We start from the raw sequence: 25,236 nt of genomic DNA, 5'->3' as shown, positions 1-25,236 counted from the left end.
GCGGGTAGGGGGCCCGGGTACGGGGGCCCAGGCACGGGGCCGGGTACGGGGCCCCGGGGGGGACGGCCTGGGGTGCGGACGAGGGCCCGTCGGTTCACGGGGGAACCGACGGGCCTTCGTCATGCCCTGGTCACGATGGTCCGGCCACGGGCAGTCGGGCCACAGGCTGTGCGGCCACAGGCAGTCCGGCCACAGACTGTGTGGCCACGCGCTGTCCCGTCAGGCGCTGCCCGGTCAGGCGCTGTCTAGTCACGCGCTCCGGGGAGGGCCGCCTCGATGAGGTCGGCGGCCTGGCGGGTGCCGCCCTCGTCGGCCATGTCGGCCTGGATCTCCTTGAGCCGGGCGGCGACCTGAGGGTCGTCGAGCAGCTCGGCGGCGGCCGAACGCAGTCCCTCCGCCATGGCCTCCTCCGTGGCGTCCTCCGTCTGGAGGACCTTGGCGACGCCCAGCGACTGGAGCATCTCCGCGTTGCCGAACTGGTCGACGGCCTGGGGGACGGCGATCATCGGGGTGGCCGTGGCCAGGCCCTCCTGGCTGCCGCCGGCGCCCGCGTGGGTGATGAACAGATCGGCCCGGCGCAGGATCGCCAGCTGCGGCACCCAGGAGTGGACCTCCGCGTTCGCCGGGATCTCGCCCAGCTCGGCCGGGTCGACATGCCGCCCGATCTGGAGGACCAGCCGGACGCCCGGCCGCCCGCCGAAGGCGGCCAGACACGCCCGGTAGAAGTCGGGGCGCCTGGTGAACGCCGAGCCCAGGGAGACCAGGACGACGGTCTCCGCGTCGGTCGGCCGCCGCCAGTCGCCCTGGGCCGCGCGGTCGCCCTGGCAGGCGCCGACGAAGGTGTGGACGGTGGTGTCGACCCGGTCGGCGTTCGGCTGGAGCGCCTTCGGGATCAGGACGATCGAACGGTCGGGACGGCCCCCGAAGTCGTCCGGGTGGATGTCCATGCCGTTCTCGCGCAGCCAGCCGGAGAACCGGGCGTAGTACGCCTTGCCCCGCTCGGTCCGCTTCGGCTCCGCCCACATCGGTTCGGCGACCTCCTGCTCGTAGCCCTCCCAGGCGACGAGGTTCGGGGAGAGGGAGATCGCGGGGACGCCCCAGCGGTGGGCGAGCATCCGGGCCGGGTAGGCGGCGATGTCCTGGAGGACCAGATCGGGTTCGTCGCCCTCGTAGGCGTCGAGGAGTTGCGGCAGGGCCTGGATCGCGTCGTTCAGAAAGGGCTCCACGTTGTCGAGCAGGGTCGAACCCCACGCCGACGGGTCCGCGTCGGGGCCCGGCAGCGTGGAGTTCCATGGCTTCACCTCGGCGCCGGTCTCGGCGACCTTGTCCGCGAAGGACGGCGGGATCGCGTACGTCACCCGGTGGCCACGGGCCACCAGCTCGCGGATGACCTCCAGGCTGGGGTTCACGTGGCCATGGGCGGCGATCGAGAACATGGCGATGTGGGCGGGGCGTACGGCGGGTGTCGTCATACCCAGGAGCTTAAACGAGACGAGACGTCTCGTGCAACTCCGTTCCGTACGCCTGCCCGGCGCGGTCGGCGGACTCTGCAACTCCGTTCCGTACGCCCGCGCCGTCGCCTCGACTCCGTTTCCGTACGCCCTACGCGGTCAGCGCCTCGTGCAGTCGTAGCCAGCGGGGCGGCGGGACCTCCCCCACCAGGGCGCCCGGGTCGATCCGGGCCGCCCGGAACGCCGCGTCCACCCGGCGCCTCGGGTACGCCCGCCGCAGGGAGGCGTGCAGACTGCCGCCGACCCCGGTGAAGCCCAGTTCCACCAGCTCCCGCCAGCGCGGCAGGGCGTCGGCGGGGAGCAGCGGGGTGGGGCGGCGGTCGATGCGGATGATCCCGGCGTCCACCCTGGGCACCGGGCGGAAGCTGTACCGGCCGACCCGGGCGAGCAGCCGCCATTCGTGCCCCGGCCAGCTGCGGACGGTCAGCAGGGTCCAGCTGCCGTAGTCGCCGGTGCGTTTGCGGGCGTATTCGAGCTGGGTGAGCAGGGTCGCGCCGGTGAGCGCGGGGGCGCGCAGACACCAGTCGACGACGTCGGCGGTGCGGGAGAAGGGCACGTTCCCGGCGACCGCGAAGGGGGTGCTGGGCGGGTGCGCGGTGAGGAAGTCGCCCGCGACGACCCGTACCTGCGGGGTGTCGGTGAAGCGGGCGCGGAGTGCGGGGATCAGTCGCCGGTCGATCTCGTAGACGCGGACCTCCGCGCAACGGGGGGCCAGCTGGTGGGTCAGCGCGCCTTTTCCGGCGCCGACTTCGAGGACGAGGGGGGCGGGGCCGTCACCGGACGGGACGGCGAGACGGGCGAGCCGTTCGGCGGCGGCTCGGTCGGTGAGGAAGTTCTGCGAGAGCGCACGGGAGGTGCGCGAAGGGCGGGCCATGCCAGCGGGTCCTTGTCTTCCGTGGAAATCCGCGAAAAAGCCGCGAAAAGGGGAAAAGGGCAGCCGAAGGCCCTGACCGGAAGACAGAAAGAGAGAAAAGGGTGGCGAAGAAAGGCCCGCGTCGGGTTCTACCGACCCTGGATCAGCGGGTGTCGCGCCCCGGCCCGGTCAGGGCTTCGGGGCAACCACGTACTCGCGTGTAGTACGTGCAGCCCCGGCCGTAACCGGAGTCGAAAATCGCGTTGCAACCTGCCACGGGGCGCACGCTAGGTGGGGGTGAGGGTGGGCGGCAAATGATTTTTGACGGGGGCGGGGGCGGGGGCGGGGATGGGGGCGGGGGGGGGACAGGCGGCGGCGTGTCGGGGCGGGGGCCCTGTCGGGGCGGGGCGGCGGCCCTGTCAGGTCGGGGCGTTGGCCGGGGCGGCGGCCCTGTGACAGCGGCCCCGTCGGCGGAGCGTCAGCCGGAGCTGCGGCCCGTCGCAGCGAGGCACCAGCCAGGACGCCAGCCCCTCGCAGCGAAGCTCAAGCCGACGCGGCACCCTGTCGGCGCCGGTCCCGGAACCCCCGCCCATACCCCCCACTCCCCTCACCACCCCACCCCACTCCCCCCCACCACCACCCCACCCCACTCCCCCCCCACCACCACCCCACCCCCGTCATCTCTGATACCGCGCCAGCACCAGATTGCCGTCCCGCTCCAGCCGTCGTTCCAGTTCGTCCGCGTCGATCGCGCCGCTGTAGTACTCCTGGAACGCCGGGGTCGCCACCTTGTCCTTCCACTCCGGGTAGCCCCGGACGGACTGGGCCGGGGCCGGGCGGAGCCGGGCGGCGAGGGCGGTGCCGGTGGCCCAGTCGTGCTCGGTGGTGCGCAGGGCCGGGTCGGCGAGGGCGGCCGTCCCCGTGGGGAGCATCCAGTCGCCGAGGGCGAGCCGGACCATGTTCGGCGGCTGGAGGAGGAAGTCGAGGAACGCGACGGCCTGCTCCTTGTACGGGCTGTCCTCGGCGATGGACAGGGTCTGGGGGCTGACCCCCTGGGTGAGTCCCTCGGCCCCGGCCGGTGCGGGCAGCACCTGCCACTCGAAGCCCTCCGGCGCCTGCTGCACGATCTGCTGCCGGTAGGAGAAGCCGAGCGGCACCATCGCGTACCGGCCGCCGAAGAAGCCGGGCAGGGTGTCGGAGCCGCCGCTGCCCAGGGTGGTCGGGGAGGCGCTGGCGTCGGGGCCGGTCTGGGCGTGGATGGTGTCCGGGACGACCGCGTCGCCGGGCTCGTAGCGGATGGTGACCTTGCCGTCGGTGCCGCGGTGGAAGAGCTGGCCGCCCGTGGAGAGGGAGAGGTTGAGGGTGGCGGAGACCGGGTCCTTCAGCGGCCAGGCGACCCCGTATCCGCCGTCGCCGGAGAGGGTCTTGGCGACCTCCCGGAACTCCGCCCAGCTCCAGGGCCGCTCCGGCGTCGGGATCCGGACCCCGGATTCGCGCAGTCGGCGGGAGTTGGCGATCAGGACCCGGGGTTCCTGGAGGAACGGGACGCCGTAGATCCCGTCCCCGAAGGTGGTGGTGCGCCAGCTGTGCGCGGGGATGTCGGAGCGGAGCCGGGCGGGGAGCAGATCGGTCAGATCGGCGAGATGGCCGCCGTAGGCGAAGTCGGCCAGGTCGTCGGAGGCGTCATGGATGATGTCGGGTGCCTCGCCGCCCTCGAAGGAGGTGAGGAGCTGGTCGTGCACGCTGTCCCAGCTGCCCTGGACGTACTCGACCCGGATATCGGGATGCGTGGCGTTCCACTCCGCGACCAGGTCTTTGGTCGCGGTGACCGACTCCTCCTGCCAGGCCAGGGACTGGAAGCGCAGGGTGATCCGCCCGTCGGCGTCCGCCTCCCGGCCGCCGCCGGTGCATCCGGCCAGCAGCAGGACGAGAGCGGCCACCAGGACCAGGAACGCGCGCGGGTGCGTGGTACGGCGGTGGCGGCGCATCAGCTCTTCACCGCCCCGGCGACCATGCCGCCGGTGATCCGGCGCTGGATCACCGCGAAGACGATCAGCGAGGGCAGGGTGGCGAGCACGGCCGCGGCGGCGAGGGGACCGAGGTCGGCGACACCCTCCGCGCCGATGAAGCGGGTCAGGATCACCGGCAGGGTCTGTTTCTCCGGGGTCTTGAGCAGCACCAGCGCGAAGAAGAACTCGTTCCACGCCGTGATGAACGCGAACAGGGCCGTCGCCACGATGCCCGGCGCGAGCAGCGGCGCGGTCACCGACACCAGGGTCCGCAGCCGTCCCGCCCCGTCGACGGCCGCCGCCTCCTCCAGTTCCACCGGCACCGCCCGGACGTACCCGGTGAGCATCCACAGCGCGAACGGCAGCGCCCACACCACGTACACCAGCACCAGCCCCGCCACGGAGTCGATCAGCCGCAGATTCCTCAGCACCAGGAACAGCGGGATGATCACCAGCACGAAGGGGAACGCCTGGCTGACCACCACCCAGCCGCTCACCGCCCGCGTGAGCCGGGTGCGCTGCCGGGCCATCACATAGGCCAGGGGGGTGGCCACCAGGACGGCGATCAGGGCGGCGCCCACCGCGGCGAGCAGGGAGTTGAGCCCGGCCCGCAGCAGGGGCTGTTCGTCGAACGCCTGGCGGAAGTTGTCCAGCGTGGGCTGGTCCGGGATCCAGGTGGGGTGCAGGCTGCCCAGTTCGCGCGGGGGTTTGAAGGCGGTGGAGAGCAGCCAGAGGAAGGGGAAGCCGAGGAAGAGGAGGTAGCAGCACAGGGCCGCGTACTGGCCCGCGCGGGCCGCACCGAAACGCCTGGTTCGTGTTCTCATGACTCCTCGCCTCCCCTGAGCCGGCCGGCCAGGAAGACGGCGAGCACGATCGAGATCAGGGCGACCATCACACAGCCCATGGCCGCCGCGTAGCCGAACTGGCCGTAGCGGAACGCCTCTTCGTAGGCGAAGAGCATCGGCAGCCGGGTGCGTCCGCCGGGCCCGCCACTGGTCAGCACATAGACCAGGGCGAAGGCGTTGAAGTTCCAGATCAGATTGAGCGCGGTGATGGCGAGGGCGATCGGGCGCAGCGCGGGCCAGGTCACCGTGCGGAAGCGGCGCCAGGCTCCGGCGCCGTCCAGGGCGGCGGCCTCGTGGAGTTCGCGCGGGGTGTTCTGGAGCCCGGCGAGCAGGGCGACCGTGGTCTGCGGCATCCCGGCCCAGATGCCGACGAGGATCACCGCGGGCAGGGCGGTGCCGAGCGAGCTGAGCCAGTCGCGGCCCCCGCCCAGGCCCAGATCGCGCAGGGTCTCGTTCAGGACACCGGCGTCCGGGTGGTAGACCAGCCGCCACATCACGCCGACCACCACCTCGGGCATCGCCCACGGGACGATCGCCAGGGCGCGGGCCAGCCAGCGCAGCCGCAGCCGCTCGTTCAGCAGCAGGGCGAGACCGAGGGCCAGCAGGAACTGCGGCACGGTCACCCCGGCCGCCCACACCAGTCCGATCCGGAACGACTCCCAGAACAAGGTGTCCTTGAGCAAGTCCTGGAAGTTGAGGGTGCCGATCCACCGGGTGGGTTCGGTACGGCCCGACTGTGCGTCCGTGAACGCCAGCAGGATCCCGTACAGCAGGGGTCCGGCGCTCAGCAGCAGGATGGGGATCAGCGCGGGCAGGACCAGGAACCAGGCGCCGTGGTCCGTGGCCCGCCGCCGCGGCCGGGGGGTGGGCGCGCGGCGTGCCGGGCGTTCGGCCTCGGTCGCCAGTGTCACGTCAGCGGCTCCTTCGCACGGTTCGTGACGCTCGGGACCCGGTGGGCCCCCGTCATGGTCGTGAACGTGACAGGGGCCGTCAAGGCACCGCGCGCCGATCGCGATCTGTGCGAATGCGACACTGGCCGGTGCGTGGCGGGAACCCGACCCCGGCCGCGGCGAGCGAGCGGTGATCACGGAGGCGGACGATGGACGAGGCACGGGCGCGGGACGTACTGGACCGGGCGGGGGTGCTGCCCGGACCGGCGCGGGAGGCGCGGCTGCTCGCGCTGGGCGAGAACGCCGTGTTCGCGGCCGGTGATCTGGTGGTGAAGGTCGGGCGGGACGCCGAACTGCTGGAGCGGGCCCGTCGGGAACTGGCCGTAGCGCTGTGGCTGGCGGACGCGGGCGTACCGGCGGTGCGGGCGGCTCAGCCGCAGGCGCGGTCGGTGGACGGGCATCCGGTGACGGTGTGGCATCGGATGCCGGACGCGGTACGGCCCGCCGGCCCGGCCGATCTGGCCGAACTGCTGCGCCTGGTCCACACCCTCCCCGCTCCGCCCTTCCCGCTCCCGGCGCGGGAGCTGCTGGGCGGGGTGGAGCGCTGGCTGCGGCTGGCGGGGGACGCGATCGACCCGGCGGACGCGGCGTATCTGCGGGAGCGGCGGGACGGTTTCGCGGCGGCGGCGGCCGGACTGACGCCCCATCTGCCGCCGGGGCCGATCCATGGCGACGCGCTCCCCCGCAATGTCCACATCGGTCCGGACGGCCCGGTCCTGGTCGACCTGGAGACCTTCTCCTCGGATCTGCGGGAACACGATCTGGTGGTCATGGCCCTGTCCCGGGACCGGTACGGGATGGGAGCGGAGGCGTACGACACCTTCGCCACCGCGTACGGGTGGGATGTACGGGAGTGGGCGGGCTGCGGGGTGCTCCGCGGCGCCCGGGAGACGGCGAGCTGCGCATGGGTGGCCCAGCACGCCCCGGCGAATCCGAAGGCCCTGGCGGAGTTCCGGCGCCGGGTGACGTCCCTCCGGGACGGGGACGCGTCGGTCCGCTGGTATCCGTTCTGACCCGGGGCCGGGTTCGGCGCGGCTCGTAGACATGGAGCAGGGGGGATGCGGCCTTGGGCCAGACCGCATCCCCCCTGGCTGATGACCTGCCGTCAGCAGGGCCGGTAGGACGAGATCTTGTCGTTGATCCACCAGGGCACCTGGGCCCACCACTCGCCGGCGCCGATTCTGAACTCCAGGCCGCCGAAGTTCCCGTGCTCGTAGAAACACATGCCGTGGTCCGCGCTGCTGCCCACGGAGGAGATGGAGTCCTGCGCCGGGCCGGACAGGTTCGCGACCCACACCGGGGCGCCCGAGGGGTACACCGGGATCGAGTAGTTGTAGTGGGCGTATACGAAGACGTTGCCCTGCGCGGCGGCCGGGGTGGCGGTGGCCACGACACCCGCCGTCGCCGCCATGGCACTGACCGCGCCGATCAGCGCGAGACGACGCTTGCTGTTCGTCAGAAACGACATCTGTTCTTCCTTCTCTTCGGGGAGCACACGGCCGGGGAGCGACTGTTCGGGGGTCGATTTCAAGCCGTGCCGAGATGCTATGAAAGAACTTTCTGCAAGCGATAGAAAGAGTTTTCAGGGTTGCCCGAAAGGGCAACGCCTCTGCACTGATGGGCAGTTCGCGCCGCATTGTGTTTCGTCCGTGTTACGGACTCATGGGGTGAGGGACCCCGGGCCCCGGTGGAACCACCCGCGCCCTACACCCGCTCCCCCGCCACCTCCCGGATGGGCCACACCCCGTCCACCACAGCGGCGGCGTCCCCCTTGTCCCTCAGGAACCGCTGGAAATCCGCCGCCCACTCCGCGTACCACCCCACCTGTCTGCGGTGCAGCTCCCCGGCACCGAGACCCCCCACCTTGGGATGCCGGACGGCGATCGCGCGGGCGAGCCGCGCCGCCGCCGCCGCGTCCGCCGTCGCGTTGTGCGCGGCGTCCAGCACCACCCCGTACTCCGCGCAGACCGCCTCAAGATTCCGCTTGCCGCGCCGGTAGCGGTCGGCCCAGCGGTCGATGGTGTACGGGTCGATGACCGGCCCGGGTTCCGCGCCGCCGAGGCGCTCCCGCAGGGTCGGCAGCCCGTGCCTGAGCAGTTCCGCGCTGAGCAGGGTCAGATCGAAGGCCGCGTTGTAGGCGACGACCGGCACGCCCGCCGCCCAGTACCCCGTCAGCGCGCCCGCCAGCGCGTCGGCCACCTGGTCGGCCGGACGGCCCTCCGCCACCGCGCGCTCGGTACTGATGCCGTGCACCGCCACCGCGCCCGGCGGTATCGGCACCCCGGGGTCGGCCAGCCACTCCCGGTGGCCCAGGACCGCTCCGGCGCGGACCTCGACCACGGCGCCCGTGACGATCCGCGCCTCCTGCGGGTCCGTCCCCGTCGTCTCCAGGTCGAAGCCGATCAGCAGCTCCCGGTGCCAGGCCATGGCAGGTCCCCTCTTCTTGGTGGTGCTCTCCCCCAGTGCGCTTCACCCTCCCACGCGCCACTGACAATCGGAGGATCGCATTCCGCTCAGCCGCGTCCGGCGGCCTGCCCACCCTCAGACCTGAACCCGGAACAAACCCGGCACAACCACCGCACCTCACGACACCGGTCGTGAATCCGCCCAGGACAGTTCGAATTCCTCGCGGTACGTCGGGAACAGCCCGCCCTCGTCCACCGGGTCCGGCCGGACCACCCGGCCCCCGCCCCCGCCCCCGCGCAGCACCAGGACCGGCGCCTCCATGCCCCGGATGCGCCGCATATAGGACTGGACGACGGCGATGCCGTCGCTGCCGTCGCCGTCGACGAGGTACGCGGTGAAGCGCGGGGTCTCGTCGTAGACCTGGATCTCGAAGGCGCCGGGGTCGCGCAGCCGGGCGCGGACCCGGCGCATATGGAGGATGTTCATCTCGACCGCGCGGCTCAGCTCACCGCGCTTGAGGCCGAGTTCGCGCTCACGGCGCTTGACCGCGCTGGAGGCGGGGTTGAGGAAGAGCAGCCGGACCCGGCAGCCGGCCTCGGCGAGACGGACCAGGCGGCGGCCGGAGAAGTTCTGCACCAGCAGATTGAGGCCGATACCGATGGCGTCCAGCCGCCGGGCGGCGCCGAAGATGTCCTCGGCCGGGAACTGCCGCAGCAGCCGTACCCGGTCGGAGTGGACGGCCACCAGGTCCCCGTAGCGGTCGCCGACCAGGTCCTCCACCGCGTCCACCGGGAGACGGCGGCCGGAGGGGACGTCACCGCCCGCGCCGAGCATCTCCAGCAGCCGGGCCGAGGCGCGCTCGGCCTGGTTCAGGACGGCCTCGGACAGGGCCCGGTTGCGGGAGACCACATTGCGGGTGACCTCCAGTTCGTCGAGGGCCAGCTCGACATCCCGGCGGCCGTCGACATACGGCTCGAAGCACGGCCAGTGCTGGATCATCAGCTCGCGGAGCTGGGGCAGGGTCAGAAAGCTGAGGACATTGTCGTCCGCCGGATCGAGGAGGTACCCCTTGCGGCGGCTGACCTCGCGGACGGCGACCGCGCGCTGCACCCACTCCTGGCCCGCCGGTCCGGCGGCGGCGACCACCCAGTCGTCGCCGTGGACGGGTTCGTAGATCGGGCGGACCAGGGCGGAGACGACCGCGCGCAGCCGCTGTTCGACCAGGTTGAGCCAGATGTAGGCACGGCCCGCCCGCTGGGCGCGGGTGCGTACTTCCCGCCAGGCTTCGGCGTCCCAGTCCAGCTCGGACCCCAGGGACCCGGTCTCCATCGGCCGGGCCAGGGACACCGCGCCGGGCTGGACCTCCGCCGTGTTGCCCTCGTGACCCTCGTCACCAGGGGGCAACTCCAGCCCACCCGAGCCCACCCGCGCACCGCCTTCCGCTCCCCCGAGCACTCCCCGTGTCAACGATCAAGGAAGGGTACTCCGGGAGCGGTCGGCGGTGCAGCCGGATGGACAGGACCGTTTCTCAACGGCCGTCCCGCACATGCCCGTTCTGATCGGCGAGTTCCTTGGGAGTGAGCGGATTCATAGCGGTGACGTCCCGCGGGACCAGGGAGAAGCCCTGCCAGTGCACCGGCATGGGCTGCTGGTCCTCGTCGCGGGCGATGTGGTGGAAGCCCACATTGACCCACACCAGCGGATTGGTCAGGGTCTGACCGTTGACCCATTTGTCGACATTCTTGGGGTGCCCGGCACCGCAGTTGAGCGGGTTGTTGCTGGCGTACTGCTCGCACTTGTTGTACTGGGTGAAGTACACGTCGTGCTTCGTGAAACTGCGGCCCGGGTACTTGCTGGTCGGGCCCTGGGCGATCTCGTAGGAGCGGGCGTGGCCGTCCTTGTTCTTGCCGGTGTTGCTGACCACGCGCCACCAGCGCATGTTCTTGCTGTCGCCGGCCAGCTCCTTGGTGATCTTGGTGCGGGTGGTCTTGTTGGTGGGGGTCCGGCCGTTCGGGGACGGGGTCACCTTGGAGTCGTACTGCTCGATACGGGCCTTGGAGGAGCCGTCCAGGCCGAAGTTGAGCCGCCAGAAGACATTGTGGCTGTGGCTGGTGGCGTACGCCTTGGCGCCCTTGCCTATGGGCCAGCCCCGGCCGTCACCGGCGTCGTAGTCCTCGGGGGCGAGGGAGCCGGTGGCGCCGACGTTCATGTTGATGGTGCCGTCGTCCTGGAAGCGCCACTCGCTGATGTACTCGTACCAGCCGACCTTGTTGACCGTGTAGACGAGGAGGTCGGCGCCCTGCTTCTGGTAGACCTTGCCCGGCGTGTCGCCCTGGAGGCGGTAGGCGTGGCCCCGCGCGCGGGTGGTGGTGCACAGGCCCTTGACGTTGGGGTTCTGCGGGTCCCACGCCTCGGGGACCTTGACCGTGCGAATGGTGCCGCCGGGGCACTCGCCGGGGGCCAGCGGCATCAGGCCCGCGCCGAAGAAGTAGCTGGTGAGGTCGTCGAACTCGTTCTTGCCGTCGTCGTAGGGCACATGGATCTGGCCGAGCTTGGCGCTGGTGAGGACCTTGATGGGCTTGGCCTCGCCGGGCGGCTGGTAGGAGACGTCCTCCAGGATCAGGCCCGCCTTGGCCTCGTAGCGCCAGCACATCCGCCAGGTGGTGCCATTGGCGAGCTTCTGCTCGATGCGGTACGCGGCGCTGCACGCCGGGGCGGGGGCGGCGGCGCGGGGCTGGGCGGTTGCGGGTCCGGCACCGGCCGTGAGCCCTCCGGCGAGGGAGGCCAGGGCGACGGCCCCCACTGCGGTCCGGGCACGGCTGATTCTGTTCACGCGCATCAAAGGAACTGCTCCCTTGGAGGAGAGGAGGGGAGGAGGGGAGAAGAGGGCCCCCTGCGGAGAACCCCTTCGGGGAACCCTTTTGGGGAACCCCGTGGAGGAGGTGAGGGGAACCGGCGGGCCCGTCAGGGCGTCAGCGTGCCGACCTTGCGGGTGCTCAGGTCGATCACAAAGGCGCGGGCGTCGATCCAGGGTCCGTTGACGACCTTCGGGAACAGCCGCGCGCAGCGGTGCTCCCCGCACTTGTCGAGGACGGCGTCCTGGGCGCCGGGCGCGGCCCGGTAGACCATGCTGGTCAGCTTCAGCTGATCGGTGGAGGTCAGCGCCTTGCCGGTGGCGTCCTTGTAGTCCGCCTTGAGGCCCGCGCCGAGCGGGTCGGCGAGCAGCAGCTCGGCCGCCTCCAGGGTCTCCGCGTGGGTGAGCGGGGGCTGGACGCCCCGCTGGGTGCCGGTCTTCTCGACCTTGCCGGTGTCGAGGTTGACGGTCTTGGTGACCACCGTGTCGGTCTTGTAGTCGTAGTACGTGACGTCCGCGCGGCGGGGCGCGTCCGGCTTGTCCAGGTCGGCCGCGTCGGGTTCGGCGAGGTCGGTGCCGATCCGCTCGGGGCCGCGCTCGCCGTCCACGCTCTCGGCGGAGCGCAGCGACTGCTGCTGACCGCCGCCGAGGGCGATCTCCTCGACGCGGCGCAGTTCGTCGTCGGTGAGCGGGTCGCGGCCCTTGCCTCGCTCGCCCTGGGCCGGCGCCTCCTGGACCACGCCGGGCGCCACCGCGCCCTGCTGACCGCCCTCGCCGTCCCCGCCGTCATCGCCGTCCTTGCCGGTCGACGGCGCTCCGGCGGCGGCCGGCTGCCCGCCCGTGGCCCCCGTCGGCGGATTGTCGTCGGCGCCCGCCGTGCCCGGCAGGGTGACGGCCACCATCGCCGCCGTACCGGCCACGGCGATGCCCGCACCGGCCACCACCTTGCCCAGGTGGCGGCGCACTATCTCGCGCACATTTCCCCCTACTCCCCCTTCGGATCCCGGGAGTACGTGTTGCCCCATCACATTCGGCACCCCGCGTAGGCGCTGGTCCGCCGCGCGCTGGTCCGCGCGGCACGCTGATCACGGCATGCCCGGTCGCCCGGTAAGAGGGGGCCAAGTCGCAGGAGGTTCCGTCACTTTCGGGGAGACTCGAACGCAAGGCGGCCCCGGGCGGGCGCCACACCTGGAAGAGTCGTGTCCATGCAGGTCTGGCCAGGAGAGGCGTATCCCCTCGGTGCCACGTACGACGGCGCCGGTACCAATTTCGCGGTCTTCACGGAGGCCGCGCACCGAGTCGAGCTGTGTCTGCTGCACGACGACGGCTCCGAGACGGCGGTGGAACTGCGGGAGACCGACGCGTTCGTCCGGCACGCGTATCTGCCCGGTGTGATGCCGGGTCAGCGCTACGGCTTCCGGGTGCACGGCCCGTACGCGCCGGAGCGCGGGCTGCGCTGCAACGCGGCGAAGCTGCTGCTCGATCCGTACGCGCGCGCGGTCGCCGGGGAGATCCGGTGGGGCGAGGAGGTGTACGGCTACCACTTCGACGCGCCCGACCGGCGCAACGATCTGGACTCGGCGCCGCACACCATGAGCGCGGTGGTCGTGAACCCGTACTTCGACTGGGGCGACGACCGCCGCCCGCGTACCGAGTACCACCACACCGTGATCTACGAGGCCCATGTCAAGGGTCTGACGATGCGCCACCCGGGGCTGCCGGAGGAGCTGCGCGGCACCTACGCGGGGCTCGCCCACCCGGCGATCATCGAGCATCTGACCGATCTCGGGGTGACGGCCCTGGAGCTGATGCCGGTGCATCAGTTCGTCAACGACCACCGGCTGGTGGACATGGGCCTGAACAATTACTGGGGCTACAACACCATCGGCTACTTCGCCCCGCACAACGCGTACGCCTCCTGGGGCGACCGGGGGCAGCAGGTGCTGGAGTTCAAGTCGGCGGTGAAGGCGCTGCACGAGGCGGGGATCGAGGTGATCCTCGATGTGGTCTACAACCACACCGCAGAGGGGAACCATATGGGCCCCACCCTGTCCTTCCGGGGCCTGGACAACCCGTCCTACTACCGGCTCACCGCCGACCGCCGCTACTACATGGACACCACCGGCACCGGCAACAGCCTGCTGATGCGCTCCCCGCACGTACTCCAGCTCATCATGGACTCGCTGCGGTACTGGGTGACCGAGATGCATGTCGACGGGTTCCGCTTCGATCTGGCGGCCACCCTGGCCCGGCAGTTCCACGAGGTGGACCGGCTGTCGTCGTTCTTCGACCTGGTGCAGCAGGACCCGGTGGTCTCCCAGGTGAAGCTGATCGCCGAGCCCTGGGACGTCGGCGAGGGCGGCTACCAGGTGGGCAACTTCCCCCCGCTGTGGACCGAGTGGAACGGCAAATACCGCGACACCGTACGGGATCTGTGGCGGGGCGAGCCGCGCGCCCTCGCCGAGTTCGCGTCCCGGCTCACCGGCTCCTCCGACCTCTACCAGGACGACGGCCGCCGCCCGCTGGCCTCGATCAACTTCGTCACCTGCCACGACGGTTTCACCCTCAACGACCTGGTGTCCTACGACGAGAAGCACAACGAGGCCAACGGCGAGGGCAACCGGGACGGCGAGAGCCACAACCGGTCCTGGAACTGCGGTGTCGAGGGGGACACCGACGACCCGGACGTCCGCGCGCTGCGGGCCCGGCAGATGCGGAACTTCGTGGCCACCCTGATGCTGTCCCAGGGCGTGCCGATGATCAGCCACGGCGACGAGTTCGCCCGCACCCAGCACGGCAACAACAACGCCTACTGCCAGGACAGCGAGCTGGCCTGGGTGGACTGGCCGGGGGCGGACGACGACAGCGGGCTGGCGGCCTTCACCCGGGCCATGGTGTGGCTGCGCCGGGACCATCCGGTGTTCCGGCGGCGGCGCTTCTTCCACGGGCGGCCGGTGCAGGGCACCCACGACGAGCTGTCCGACATCGCCTGGTTCACCCCGGAGGGCAAGGCGATGACCCAGCGGGACTGGGACTCGGCGCCCGCCTCCGCGCTGGCCGTCTTCCTCAACGGCAACTCGATCTCGGAGCCGGGCCCGCGCGGGGAGCCGATCACCGACGACTCGTTCTTCCTGATGTTCAACGCGTCGCCGCGTCCGCTGGAGTTCGAGGTGCCGGCCGATCACGGGCAGCAGTGGCAGGTGGTCGTGGACACCGCCCGCCCGGAGGGCGTCCCCCCGGGAACCGGCCCCAAGGTCCGGGCTGGCGAACGCCTCACCCTGGTGGACCGCAGCCTTACGGTGCTTCAGCGGCCGGCGTGAGGGGGGATTGGGGTAGGAGGTCGGGGGTCGGGATCAAGGTCGGGGTCGGGTGCGGCGTTACGGCGCTACGGCGCCGGGCCTGAACGGGCCCCCAGGTCGGGCGCGGCCCTACGAGGGTCCGGTGCCGGGCATGAGCGGGCCCAGGGTGTGCCGCGGCCCCTACGGCGCCCCGGTGCCCGGCATGAGCAGCCCCAGGGGTGAGCCGCAGCCCTACGACACTCCGGCGTCCAGCGTGGGCGGGGCCCCCGCGCGGGCCCTACGACACTCCGGCGTCCGGCGTGGGCGGGCCCTCCGCGCGCGGGAAGGTCACGGTGATGTCCAGGCCGCCCTCCGGGCCCGGCTCGGTGGTGATGCGGGCCCGGTGGGCGTCGGCGACGGCGGCGACGATGGACAGGCCGAGGCCATGGCCCCGGGCCCGTGCCGCGCGGGGGCCCAGCCGCTGGAAGGGCTGGTAGAGCAGGGGGATGGCGTCGCCGGGCACCACGGGGCCGCTGTTGACGACCCGTACCCGCGCGCAGCCGTCGTCCAGCGCGGTGGTCACCCGGATCCAGCCCCCGGGGTCGGTGTAGCGCTGGGCGTTGCCGACCAGATTGCCCACCAGCCGCTCCACCAGACTGGTGTTGCCCTCGGCGACGGCGGGGGCGAGGGCGGTGTCCAGGGTGACATCGGTACGCCCGGCGGGCGCCAGCTCCCCGAGGACGTCCTCGACGACCTCGGCGAGGTCCAGCGGCTCGGTCCGGAAGACCCCGCCCTGGCTGCTCGCCAGCGTCAGCAGGGCCTCGATCAGCCGCTCCTGGTCCTCGCCGATGGCCAGCGCCCGTTCGCACACCGCGCGCAGCGCCCGCGTGTCCGGGTCGGGGGTGTTGAGGGCGACCTCGATCACCGTGCGCTGGAGGGTGAGCGGGGTGCGCAGTTCGTGGGAGGCGTTGGCGACGAAGCGGCGCTGGGCGTCGAAGGCCGCGTCGAGGCGGGCGAGCAGGCCGTCGAAGGTGTCGCCGAGGTTCTTCAGCTCGTCGTCCGGCGGACCGGGCATGGCGAGCCGTTCGTGCAGATTGTGCGCGGAGATCCGCCGGGCGCGCTCGGTCATCACCCGCACCGGCCGCAGCACCCGCCCGGCGACCACCCAGCCGAGCCCGCCGGAGACGCCGGTCATGATGCCGAGGGCGATACCGGAACGGGTCAGCAGGGTGCGCTGGGCCTTGCGCCGGGTCTCGTCGGCGACGAAGGAGATGTCCGAGCGCAGCCGCTGCCGGGTGGGGTCGTCGGAGACGTTGCGGGTGACGAGCTGGGTGCCCTTGGACGCCGGGCTCTGCACCACCAGCACATAGGTGACCGCCAGCAGCGTGGCGCCGGAGACCAGGAACAGGGTGCCGTAGAGCAGGGTCAGGCGCAGCCGGGCGGACCAGCGGATCCGGAACCGGCCGCCGCCGCCCGGCTCAGATGCGGTAGCCGACATGGGGGACCGTCTCGATCACGGGCGGGTCGCCGAGCTTGCGGCGCAGTCGGCTGATGGTCACCTTCACGGTGTGGGTGAAGGGGTCGGTGGCGTCGTCCCAGGCCCGTTCGAGGAGTTCCTCGGCGGAGACCACCGCGCCGCGCGCGGCCAGCAGCAGTTCCAGTACGGCCATCTCCTTCGGGGACAGCTCCAGCCGCCGCCCGCCGCGCCGGACGGTGTGCTCGGCGGGCGACAGCGACAGATCGCCATGGGTGAGCACGGGCGGTACGGCGGGGTGGGCGCGGCGGGCCAGGGCGCGGACCCGGGCGACGAGTTCGGCGAAGGCGAACGGTTTCGTCAGATAGTCGTCGGCGCCCAGGCTGAGGCCGTCGACCCGGTCGGCGATGGTGGAGGACGCGGTGAGCATGAGGATGCGGGCCCGGCAGCCCTGCTCGATCAGCGCCCGGCACACCTCGTCGCCGTGCACCAGCGGCAGATCCCGGTCCAGCACGATCACGTGGTAGTCGTAGACGGTCGCCTGGTCCAGCGCCTGACGGCCGTCCAGGGCCAGATCGATGGCCATGCCCTCCTGGCGCAGTCCGGCGGCGATCGTCTCGGCGAGTTCGAGATGGTCGTCGACAATGAGCACTCTCATGACGGTCAGCATGTCCTGACGGCGATAACAGCGGGGTAACGCGGCTCGGGGGAGGATGCGACCGACGAAGCCGGGGCCGGCTGTTCCCCGGCTGTAACCGGCTGCCGCGTAGAAATCCTCGCATGTTCTCCCTTCTTCGCCGCGCCCCTGGCGGGCGCGCACTTCTTCCCGTATCCGTGCTGCTCACCGGCGTGTTGCTGAGCGGCTGCTCCGACGAATCCAGCGCCGCGGGCGACGGCCCCGAGTCGTCCTCGGGCACGTCGTCGGGCACGTCGTCGGGCTCCTCGGGGTCCTCCTCCGGGGCCGGTGGCCAGTTCGAACAGGCGCTGGAATTCTCGGCGTGCATGCGCGCCAACGGTGTGCCCGACTTCCCCGACCCGCAGCAGTCCGACGGCGGGGTCCGGATGGACGCCGGTGGGGTCGACACCGAGTCCCCCGAGTTCCAGGCCGCCATGGAGGCGTGCCGCGACCAGGCGCCCCAGGCGCAGGGCCAGGAGGGCGGCGAGCCCCTGGACCCGACGAAGGTCGCCGCGTGGGCGGAGTGCATCCGTGCCAACGGCGTACCCGAGTTCCCCGACCCGGAGATCAACGGCGGCCAGATGACCCTGGACTTCGGCGGTACCGGGCTGAGCATGGCCGACGCGGCGTTCCAGCAGGCGCGGGCCGCGTGCCAGGACAAGTGGCCCGGCGGCGGCATGATGATCCAGGGCGGCGGGGGCCAGTGAGTACGGGCGAGGGGACGGAGGCTCCCGCGCGCGGGGGCCGCGGGCGCCGCCGTACGGCGCTGATCGTGGTGGTGGCGACGGCGGTGGCCGTCGCGGCGGGGCTGGCCGCGAGTGGGGTCTTCAGCGGTGACGGGACCGCCGCCGCGTCGACCGCGCAGGACGGGCCCACGGCCACCACCGAGGTCCGGCGGCTGACGCTGACCAGCACCGAGACCGTGGACGGCACCCTGGGCCACGGCGATCCGACACCGGTGACCCACGCGGCCTCCTCCGGCGGCGAGTTCATCACCTGGGTGCCCGGCGAGGGCGACACGCTCACCCGGGGGGACACCGTGTACCGGGTCAATGAGCGCGAGGTGCCGCTGCTGTACGGGGCGGTCCCCCTCTACCGGGCCCTGGAGCCCGGGGCGGAGGGCAAGGACGTACGGCTGCTGGAGCGGAACCTGTCCGAGCTGGGCTACTCGGGGTTCGAGGCGGACGACACCTACACCTCCGGCACCGCCGACGCGGTCCGGGAGTGGCAGGACGACCTCGGTGCGGCGCGGACCGGCACCGTACGGCCGGGGGACGCGGTGGTCGCGTCCGGTGCCCGGCGGGTCGCGGAGCCGGCGACCTCGCCCGGAGCGGTCGCCGGGGGCGAGGTCCTCACCTGGACCGGCACCGAGCGGATCGTCTCCGTGGACCTGGACCCGCGCCACGAGGACCTGGTCGAGGAGGGCTCGCAGGCCACCGTACGGCTGCCCGACGGTGGCACGGTCGCCGGTGAGATCAGCGCGATCGGCACGGCGGGCTCCCCGGCGACGGGGCCGTCCGGGGCCGGCGGTGAGGGCCAGGGCGCGGACGAGGCGACCCTGCCGGTCGAGCTGCGCATCGAGGACCAGAAGCGGCTGGGCCGCTATCAGGCCGCCTCGGTGGACGTGATCCTGGAGGCCGACAGCCGCCGGGACGTCCTCGCGGTGCCGGTGAACGCGCTGATGGCACGGCAGGGCGGCGGCTACGCCCTGGAGGTGCCGACGAGCGGCGGCGGCAGCGAGCTGGTCCCGGTCGAGCTGGGCATGTTCGCGGACGGTCTGGTCGAGGTGAAGGGCTCCGGCATCGAGGAGGGTCTGGCCGTGGGGGTGCCGGAGTGACGCCGTACGTGGTCGAGTTGCGGCAGGTTTCCCAGCGGTACGGGGAGGTCGTCGCGCTGGCCGATACGAGTCTGGCGATCGGGCGGGGGGAACTGGTGGCGATCGTCGGTCCGTCGGGGTCGGGCAAGTCGACCCTGCTCAACATCATGGGCACGCTCAGCCGGCCCACCTCGGGTGAGGTACGGGTGGACGGTCACCCGGTGTCCGGGCTGACCGACCGCGAGTTGTCGGCGCTGCGGGCCGGGACGATCGGCTTCGTCTTCCAGCAGTTCCATCTCACCGCGGGCATCCCGGTGCTGGACAGCGTGGCCGACGGGCTGCTCTACAGCGGCACCCCGCGTGCCGGGCGGCGACGGCTCGCGGAGGCCGCGCTGCGCCGGGTGGGTCTCGGGCACCGGCTCCACCATGAGCCGCACCGGCTCTCCGGCGGCGAGAAGCAGCGGGTCGCCATCGCCCGCGCGGTCCTCGGCGACCCCCCGCTCCTCCTGGCCGACGAGCCGACCGGCGCGCTGGACACCCGCTCCGGGGCGACGGTCCTGGACCTGCTGCGCGAGCTGAACGAGGCCGGGACGACGGTGGTCGTCATCACCCATGACCGGGAGGTGGCGGGGTCGCTGCCTCGGGAGGTGGGGTTGCGGGACGGGCGGGTTGTGTCGGATTCGGGGGGACCACGCCCAGGGGGGCCTTCCCCGGAGGAACCCCCCGCGCTCGGCGGTGAGGGCTCCGCCCTCCCGGTCGGGGGCGGCGCTCCGGGGGGTGGGCGATGAGCGGCGGTGCGCGCCGGGACGCGCGCGGGGGCGGCCCGCCCAGGCCCGCCCGGATGAGCCCCGCCGATGTGCTGCGGACCGGCGCGTACGGGCTGCGGGCCCGGCCGATGCGGGTGTTCCTGTCGGCGCTGGGCATCGCCATCGGGATCGCGGCGATGGTGGGTGTCGTCGGTATCTCCACCTCCAGCGCCGAGGATCTCGACCGGCGGCTGTCGGCGCTCGGCACCAATCTGCTGACCGTCACCCCGGGCCCCTCGCTCAGCGGCGACGCCTCCCGGCTGCCCACCGAGTCGGTGCGGATGGTGGGGAACGTCCCGGATGTGGAGTCGGTGAGCGCGCTCGGCAAGGTCGATGCCAAGGTCTACCGCAACGACCACATCCCGGAGGCCGAGACCAGCGGGATCGCCGTCTACGCGGCGCGGAACAACCTGCCCGGGACCACCGGCGCCGAACTGACCCACGGGCGCTGGCTGAACGCGGCCAACGACCGGTACCCGTCGGTCGTCCTGGGGCCGCGCGCCGCCGCGCAACTCGGGGTGCACCGGGCCGGGGCCGATGTGCGGGTGTGGCTCGGTGAGCGCTGGTTCACCGTGATCGGGCTGCTGGCGCCCAACGCGCTCACCCCCGAACTCGACACCCAGGCCCTGATCGGCTGGCCGTACGCGCGCGAGCACCTCGGCTTCGACGGCTACCCGACCGTGCTCCATGTCCGGGCCGTCGAGGCGCGGGTCCCCGAGGTGCAGAGCGTGCTCGGGGCCACCGCGAACCCGGAGAAGCCGGACGAGGTGGCGGTGTCCCGACCGTCCGACGTGCTCGCCGCGAAACAGGCCACGGACGACACCCTGAGCGGGCTGCTGCTGGGCCTGGGCGCGGTGGCGCTGCTGGTGGGCGGGGTCGGGGTGGCCAACACCATGGTCATCTCGGTGCTGGAGCGCCGCTCGGAGATCGGGCTGCGCCGGTCGCTGGGGGCCACCCGGGGGCAGATCCGCCATCAGTTCCTGTGCGAGTCGCAGCTGCTGTCCGCGCTGGGCGGGCTCGGCGGGGTGGCGCTGGGGGTCGGGGTGACCCTCGGGTACGCGGCCTATCAGGGGTGGCCCTCGGTGGTCCCGGTGTGGGCGATGGGCGGCGGGCTGGGCGCCACCCTGGTCATCGGGGCGCTGGCCGGTTTCTACCCGGCGGTTCGCGCGGCCCGGCTGCCGCCGACGGAGGCGCTGGCGGCGCCGTGACCGTCCGGGTGCCGGGGCAGGCACGGCGTTTCGGCCCGCCGGTCGGCTGAGTGCCGCCGACGGGCCGAAACGGTTCCCCGCATGTGATGGAGGGCGTGGCGGAGGGCAGCACGGCGTGTCCAACCTCATGAATCAGCCAGTTGGACACGATGGCCGACGGGCCACCCCCGTTTAGCCCCTCGCTCCTCGCCCTTCCCTCTTCCCTCCTCACATGGTCGGTATGGCCCGGGGGTCGGCCGGGGCGGCGGTCGGTGCTCCCGGTCCGGCCGAGGTGTGGGTCGTGGCCGGGGTGTGGGTCCTGGCCGGGGGCAGGGGATGCGGGGCCGGTGCCGTGTGGGGCGGATGGCCGGGGTACGGCATGCCCGGTGGCCGGGGCGGTGGCGGTGGCGCGTCATGGCCCTGCGCGGTGTTCCGCTCGACCCGGGACGCGACCTCCTCCCAGATGTGCGCGCACTCCCGGGCCAGATGGGCCACCGTCCCGCCCCAGTAGGGCGGCACCGTGCCGATGATGCCCTCCCACTCGTCCGCCGGGAGCATATGGACGCTGAGCAGCCGCAGCAGTTGCCGGCCGGTCTCGTTGAGCCGCAGCGCCGGGTCCGCCTTGAGCCGGTTGACCGCCGAGAGGTCCTCCGCGAACGGGGACGCCGCCGCCGGATCGTGCCGGGCGGCCTGCTCGGCGCACGCCGTCTGCGGCACGACCTTCAGCAGGTCGTCGCGGGGTTCCGCGCGGACGGCCCGGGGCCGTGGGGGCAGTAACGGTTCCTCTCCCCGGCTCAGCCGGTTGCGCACATCGCGCGCGGTCTCCGGGGAGATCCCGGCGGCCCGCGCTATCTGGCGCAGCGACAGATCGGGGTTGGCGCTGATCAGCTCGCCCGCGCGGCGGCGCCGCTCGGCCATGTCGACCGGCCGTACCCGCCCGTCCCGGCCGACCCGGGGGACGTTCACTGCCTCGGAGCCGGCCTCGGCGGCGCGGCGCAGATCGCCGACCGTGCCGGGCGAGGTGCCGGTCACCGAGGCGATCTTCCGGTCGGACCACTGCGGATGCGTGGCGATGATCCGGGTGGCGGCGCGTTTCCGGTCCGGCAGCGACATCGGCAGTCCGTGCCGCACATTGGACTCCACGGCGAGTACGAAAGCGTCCTCTTCCGTACCGTCGTAGAAGGTCACCGCGATGGTGGTCCGGCCGCGCAGTTGGGCGGCGCGCAGCCGGTGCATTCCGTCGATCACGCGCATCGAGGCGCGGTGCACAATGATCGGCGGCAGTGGAACATCCAATTCCGCGAGTGTCGCCACATGGTCCGGATCTTCGCCCGCGTTTCTCGGTGATCCCTCCGCCGATAATGATCGGATATCGACGTCGACGATCCTGTCATCCGTACTCCCCCGTCGCACCCACATCTCCGTTCGCTCGGCTCAACGCCTTCCTCGTGCGTCACAGCTGGGATGACGCACATCGGCACACACCGATTCCGCTCACCGCCGCGGTGGTGGGGCCGATTTCCTGGGTCACTTCGGTTCGTAGACTGTGGAGTCCGCTCACTGCGAGGAGCCGAACCGGGGGCGCACTCGCACTATCGAACGAGGCTCCAGGCGAACAAGATTCCCTTTTTCCCTGACACTTCACTCTAACAGCAACCCCACAGTCCAGACGGTGCCTCACTCGCGCCTTCCCGCAGGTGAAATGAACCGCCAATTCCGCTCGAACGACCGGCGCACAGAGTGAGATCGAAGCCGGAATAAGTCATTCTCCTTTGACTCCCGGTTATTCATCGCCCGACCTCTCAGCGCCCGACCGCCCGACCTCCGGCCTCCCACCGCTCGACCCCTCACCGTCCGACCGCCCGACCGTCTGACCGCTCGGTCGGCACAACGGCCTTCCCCGCGCCGATGTCCGGTGGCGCGGCCCCCCGCGCGCGGGCCCGCGCCCGCACCACCTGAGGCACTTCCCCGCGCGCGTCGGCCCTGCACGCCCCCCGCGCGCCCCCGGGTCGGGACAGGGGCACCGGGGGCGCCCTCGTCCCAGTGGGCGGGCGCGATGACAGGAAATCCGGCGCCGGGGGTACGTAGGTACGCATGACCTCTGCGCGCCCCGCCCCCTTGGTGCCCACCGCCACCTACCGCCTCCAGTTGCAGCCCGGATTCCCGTTCGAGGGCGCCGCGCGGGCGGTGCCCTATCTGGCCTCGCTCGGCGTGTCGCATCTGCATCTGTCGCCGGTGCTGGAGGCCGTCCCGGGGTCGGCGCACGGCTACGACGTCGTCGACCCCACCCGCGTCCGGGCCGAACTGGGCGGTGAGGAGGGGCTGCGGGCGCTGGCGGACACCGCGCACGCGCACGGGCTCGGGCTGGTCGCGGACATCGTGCCGAACCACATGGCGATGGCGCCGCGCCACAGCCCGGCCCTGTGGGAGGTGCTGCGCGAGGGCCCGGAATCGCCGTACGCGCGCTGGTTCGACATCGACTGGGAGGCGGGCGGCGGGCAGGTGCTGCTGCCGGTGCTGGGCGGCCCCCTGGGGACCGAGTCGGAGCGGCTGGTGGTGGACGGGGACGTCCTGCGCTACCACGACCACGCCTTCCCGCTGCGGGAGGGCACCGCCGCTCTGCCGCTGCCGCAGTTGCTGGACGCCCAGTGGTACCGCCCGGTGTGGTGGCGGCTGGCCCGCACCGAGCTGAACTACCGGCGGTTCTTCAGCATCTCGGAGCTGATCGGGGTGCGGGTCGAGGACCCCGGGGTGTTCGAGGCGACCCACGCGAAGATCCTCGCCCTGCTGCACGAGGGCGTGCTCGACGGGCTGCGCGTCGACCATCCGGACGGGCTCGCCGACCCGGACGGCTATCTGCGGCGGCTGCACGAGGCGACCGGCGGGCGCTGGACGGTGGTGGAGAAGATCCTCGCGGACGGCGAGCGGCTGCCGGCCTCCTGGCCCGTCGCGGGCACCACCGGCTACGACGCCCTGCGCCGGATCGACGGCCTGTTCACCGACCCGGCGGGCGCGGGGGAACTCCTGGGCCGCTACCGGCGCTTCGCGGCCCCGCAGACGGACCGGGGCGGGGTGTGGGAGGCGACGGTGCGGCGGGCGGCGTACCGGGTGCTGGGGCATGAGCTGGCGGCCGAGATGGACCGGCTGACGCGCGCGGCGAGCCGGGTGTGCGACCGGGCCCCGGAACCGGCGCTGCGGGACCGGGCCCCCTGGGCGCTGCACACCGCGCTGCGCGAACTGCTGGTCCGGCTTGAGGTCTACCGGCCCTACACCTCGACCGACGCGGCCCGGGTGCTGACCGAGGAGGCGGCCCGGGACGCGAAGTCGGCCTTCCTGGTCCCGGAGGAGGCGGGCGCCGTGGACGTCGTACGGGATCTGCTGCTGGGGCGGTACGGGGACGGGACCGGGGTCGGGGAGTTGCGGGCGCGGTTCGCGCAGACGGCGTCGGCGCTGCGGGCCAAGTCGGTGGAGGACACGGCGTTCTACCGGTATGTGCCGCTGCTGTCGGCGACCGAGGTGGGCGGCGATCCGGGGGCGCCGGACGTGTCGCCGGAGGACTTCCACGCGTACTGCGCGCGGATCCAGCGAGACTGGCCGGCGACGGGGACGGTGGTGTCCACGCACGACACCAAGCGCAGCGCCGATGTCCGGGCCGCCCTGGCGGTGCTGACCGAGTGTCCGGGGCGGTGGGCGGACCTGCTGGCGGAGGTCACGGGCGAGGACGCGGGGGCGATGCCGGACGCGCAACTGGCGTGGGCGGCCTGGCAGACGGTGTTCGGGCTGGGCCCGGCCGATCCGGAGCGGGTGCGGGGGGCGCTGCTGAAGCATGTGCGCGAGGCGGGGCTCTACACCAGCTGGACGGAACAGGAGCCGCCGTACGAGGAGGCGGTGGAGGCGTTCGTGGCGGCGGGTCCCTGCGGGCCGCCCGGCGCGCGGGTGGCGGCCCTGCGGGCGTCCCTGGAGCCGTATGTGCGGGCCAATGTGCTCGGCGCGGCGCTGGTCCACCTCACCATGCCCGGGGTACCGGATGTCTATCAAGGCACGGAGGGCGAGTACCGGGCGCTGGTGGACCCGGACAACCGGGGTGTCGCCGCCTTCCCGCCGCCGGAACCGGGCGCCAAGGACGCGGTGACGGCGGCGGCGCTGCGGCTGCGGGCCCGCCGTCCGGAGGTGTTCGGCGAGAGCGCCTCGTACGCGCCGCTCGCGGCCGAGGGGCCCGCCGCGGGCCACTGCCTGGCCTTCGTCCGCTCCGGGCGGGTGATCACCGCGGTCACCCGGCTGTCCCTGCGCCTGGCGGAGGCGGGCGGCTGGTCCGGCACCCGTCTCCCGCTGCCCCCGGGCCGCTGGGCGGACGTCCTGGACCCGGCCCGGGAGTTCACGGGCGAGACCGGCCTCGCGGACCTCCTGGGGGCGTCGCCCGTGGCGCTGCTGGAGCGGGTCGGCTAGGACGTGGCCCGGGAGCGGCGGCGGCCGTCCGCTCTCCCGCCGCTTCCGGACGCCCCCGATGCCCCCTTGCGCCGGCCCCGCCATGTCCTTGACAGCCGGGGCCGGTCGTGGGGTACTGCGGAGGC

At 72.6% G+C, this 25,236-nt stretch carries 19 protein-coding genes and 1 pseudogene; 7 read left to right on the top strand and 13 right to left on the bottom strand.

Going from position 1 to position 25,236, the window contains the following annotated elements; genetic code table 11:
* Window positions 1-245: 245 nt before the first annotated feature.
* The 5 genes and pseudogenes from mgt to ABZX40_RS18815 form a co-directional block, all read right to left on the bottom strand.
* Window positions 246-1,509 (bottom strand): annotated as a pseudogene (gene mgt, locus ABZX40_RS18835) (macrolide-inactivating glycosyltransferase).
* A gap of 93 nt (window positions 1,510-1,602) precedes the next feature.
* Window positions 1,603-2,385, bottom strand: a complete 783-nt coding sequence (erm, locus tag ABZX40_RS18830) for an ErmE/ErmH/ErmO/ErmR family 23S rRNA (adenine(2058)-N(6))-methyltransferase (protein WP_355739952.1) — start codon at window positions 2,383-2,385, stop codon at window positions 1,603-1,605.
* 656 nt (window positions 2,386-3,041) lie between these two features.
* Window positions 3,042-4,352, bottom strand: coding sequence for an extracellular solute-binding protein (locus tag ABZX40_RS18825; protein ID WP_355739955.1), 1,311 nt, complete (start codon window positions 4,350-4,352; stop codon window positions 3,042-3,044).
* Entirely contained in the window at window positions 4,352-5,197 is an 846-nt protein-coding gene (locus tag ABZX40_RS18820; RefSeq protein WP_355739958.1) for a carbohydrate ABC transporter permease, read from the bottom strand. The genes ABZX40_RS18825 and ABZX40_RS18820 overlap by 1 nt, the downstream gene beginning before the upstream one ends.
* The gene (locus tag ABZX40_RS18815; RefSeq protein ID WP_355739961.1) at window positions 5,194-6,129 is read right to left on the bottom strand and encodes a sugar ABC transporter permease; all 936 of its coding nucleotides are present in this window, start codon (window positions 6,127-6,129) and stop codon (window positions 5,194-5,196) included. The genes ABZX40_RS18820 and ABZX40_RS18815 overlap by 4 nt, the downstream gene beginning before the upstream one ends.
* 188 nt (window positions 6,130-6,317) lie before the next feature.
* Between ABZX40_RS18815 and ABZX40_RS18810 the strand changes: the two genes are divergently transcribed.
* Window positions 6,318-7,181 carry an aminoglycoside phosphotransferase family protein gene (locus ABZX40_RS18810; protein ID WP_355739964.1) on the top strand — a complete coding sequence of 288 codons (864 nt, stop codon included), beginning with the start codon at window positions 6,318-6,320 and terminating at the stop codon, window positions 7,179-7,181.
* A gap of 92 nt (window positions 7,182-7,273) precedes the next feature.
* Here ABZX40_RS18810 and ABZX40_RS18805 read toward each other — a convergent pair whose 3' ends face one another.
* From ABZX40_RS18805 to ABZX40_RS18785, 5 genes are all read right to left on the bottom strand, one after another.
* Window positions 7,274-7,636 (bottom strand): hypothetical protein, encoded by a 363-nt coding sequence (locus ABZX40_RS18805; RefSeq protein ID WP_355739967.1) that lies wholly within the window; start codon window positions 7,634-7,636, stop codon window positions 7,274-7,276.
* Between the two features lie 236 nt (window positions 7,637-7,872).
* The gene (locus ABZX40_RS18800; RefSeq protein ID WP_355739969.1) at window positions 7,873-8,595 is read right to left on the bottom strand and encodes a 3'-5' exonuclease; all 723 of its coding nucleotides are present in this window, start codon (window positions 8,593-8,595) and stop codon (window positions 7,873-7,875) included.
* Window positions 8,596-8,751: 156 nt separating this feature from the next.
* Complete coding sequence (locus ABZX40_RS18795) at window positions 8,752-9,999, bottom strand: SAV2148 family HEPN domain-containing protein (protein ID WP_355740094.1); 1,248 nt, start codon at window positions 9,997-9,999, stop codon at window positions 8,752-8,754.
* Between the two features lie 103 nt (window positions 10,000-10,102).
* Window positions 10,103-11,413 (bottom strand): copper amine oxidase, encoded by a 1,311-nt coding sequence (locus ABZX40_RS18790; RefSeq protein ID WP_355739971.1) that lies wholly within the window; start codon window positions 11,411-11,413, stop codon window positions 10,103-10,105.
* Between the two features lie 125 nt (window positions 11,414-11,538).
* Window positions 11,539-12,405 (bottom strand): Tat pathway signal sequence domain protein, encoded by an 867-nt coding sequence (locus ABZX40_RS18785; RefSeq protein ID WP_355739973.1) that lies wholly within the window; start codon window positions 12,403-12,405, stop codon window positions 11,539-11,541.
* 228 nt (window positions 12,406-12,633) lie between these two features.
* Between ABZX40_RS18785 and glgX the strand changes: the two genes are divergently transcribed.
* Complete coding sequence (gene glgX / locus ABZX40_RS18780) at window positions 12,634-14,748, top strand: glycogen debranching protein GlgX (RefSeq protein ID WP_355739975.1); 2,115 nt, start codon at window positions 12,634-12,636, stop codon at window positions 14,746-14,748.
* Window positions 14,749-15,004: 256 nt separating this feature from the next.
* Here glgX and ABZX40_RS18775 read toward each other — a convergent pair whose 3' ends face one another.
* Both ABZX40_RS18775 and ABZX40_RS18770 read right to left on the bottom strand, forming a co-directional pair.
* The gene (locus ABZX40_RS18775) at window positions 15,005-16,204 is read right to left on the bottom strand and encodes a HAMP domain-containing sensor histidine kinase (RefSeq protein ID WP_355739977.1); all 1,200 of its coding nucleotides are present in this window, start codon (window positions 16,202-16,204) and stop codon (window positions 15,005-15,007) included.
* A complete protein-coding gene (locus ABZX40_RS18770; RefSeq protein ID WP_355739979.1) occupies window positions 16,185-16,838 on the bottom strand; it encodes a response regulator transcription factor in 654 nt (217 codons plus the stop codon). The genes ABZX40_RS18775 and ABZX40_RS18770 overlap by 20 nt, the downstream gene beginning before the upstream one ends.
* A 122-nt stretch (window positions 16,839-16,960) precedes the next feature.
* Here ABZX40_RS18770 and ABZX40_RS18765 point away from each other — a divergent pair, with 122 nt between their 5' ends.
* From ABZX40_RS18765 to ABZX40_RS18750, 4 genes are read left to right on the top strand one after another with little or no spacing between them, the layout of a single operon-like run.
* A complete protein-coding gene (locus tag ABZX40_RS18765; RefSeq protein WP_355739981.1) occupies window positions 16,961-17,563 on the top strand; it encodes a hypothetical protein in 603 nt (200 codons plus the stop codon).
* Window positions 17,560-18,693, top strand: coding sequence for a peptidoglycan-binding domain-containing protein (locus ABZX40_RS18760; RefSeq protein WP_355739983.1), 1,134 nt, complete (start codon window positions 17,560-17,562; stop codon window positions 18,691-18,693). Before ABZX40_RS18765 ends, ABZX40_RS18760 begins: the two co-directional genes overlap by 4 nt.
* Window positions 18,690-19,460, top strand: coding sequence for an ABC transporter ATP-binding protein (locus tag ABZX40_RS18755; RefSeq protein ID WP_355739985.1), 771 nt, complete (start codon window positions 18,690-18,692; stop codon window positions 19,458-19,460). Before ABZX40_RS18760 ends, ABZX40_RS18755 begins: the two co-directional genes overlap by 4 nt.
* Entirely contained in the window at window positions 19,457-20,686 is a 1,230-nt protein-coding gene (locus ABZX40_RS18750; RefSeq protein WP_355739987.1) for an ABC transporter permease, read from the top strand. The genes ABZX40_RS18755 and ABZX40_RS18750 overlap by 4 nt, the downstream gene beginning before the upstream one ends.
* A gap of 207 nt (window positions 20,687-20,893) precedes the next feature.
* Here the strand turns inward: ABZX40_RS18750 and ABZX40_RS18745 are convergent, their stop codons facing one another.
* Window positions 20,894-21,961 (bottom strand): ParB N-terminal domain-containing protein, encoded by a 1,068-nt coding sequence (locus ABZX40_RS18745; RefSeq protein WP_355739989.1) that lies wholly within the window; start codon window positions 21,959-21,961, stop codon window positions 20,894-20,896.
* A gap of 798 nt (window positions 21,962-22,759) precedes the next feature.
* On the opposite strand from ABZX40_RS18745, the gene treY reads away from it, so the two are divergent.
* Window positions 22,760-25,111 (top strand): malto-oligosyltrehalose synthase, encoded by a 2,352-nt coding sequence (treY, locus tag ABZX40_RS18740; protein WP_355739991.1) that lies wholly within the window; start codon window positions 22,760-22,762, stop codon window positions 25,109-25,111.
* Window positions 25,112-25,236: the final 125 nt, after the last annotated feature.

The sequence above is a fragment of the Streptomyces sp. NPDC004610 genome (assembly GCF_040609715.1).
In the GTDB taxonomy this organism is placed as follows: Bacteria; Actinomycetota; Actinomycetes; order Streptomycetales; family Streptomycetaceae; genus Streptomyces.
The sequence above is the reverse complement of the archived record's forward strand: the minus strand, read 5'-3'. Positions and strand labels throughout refer to the sequence as shown.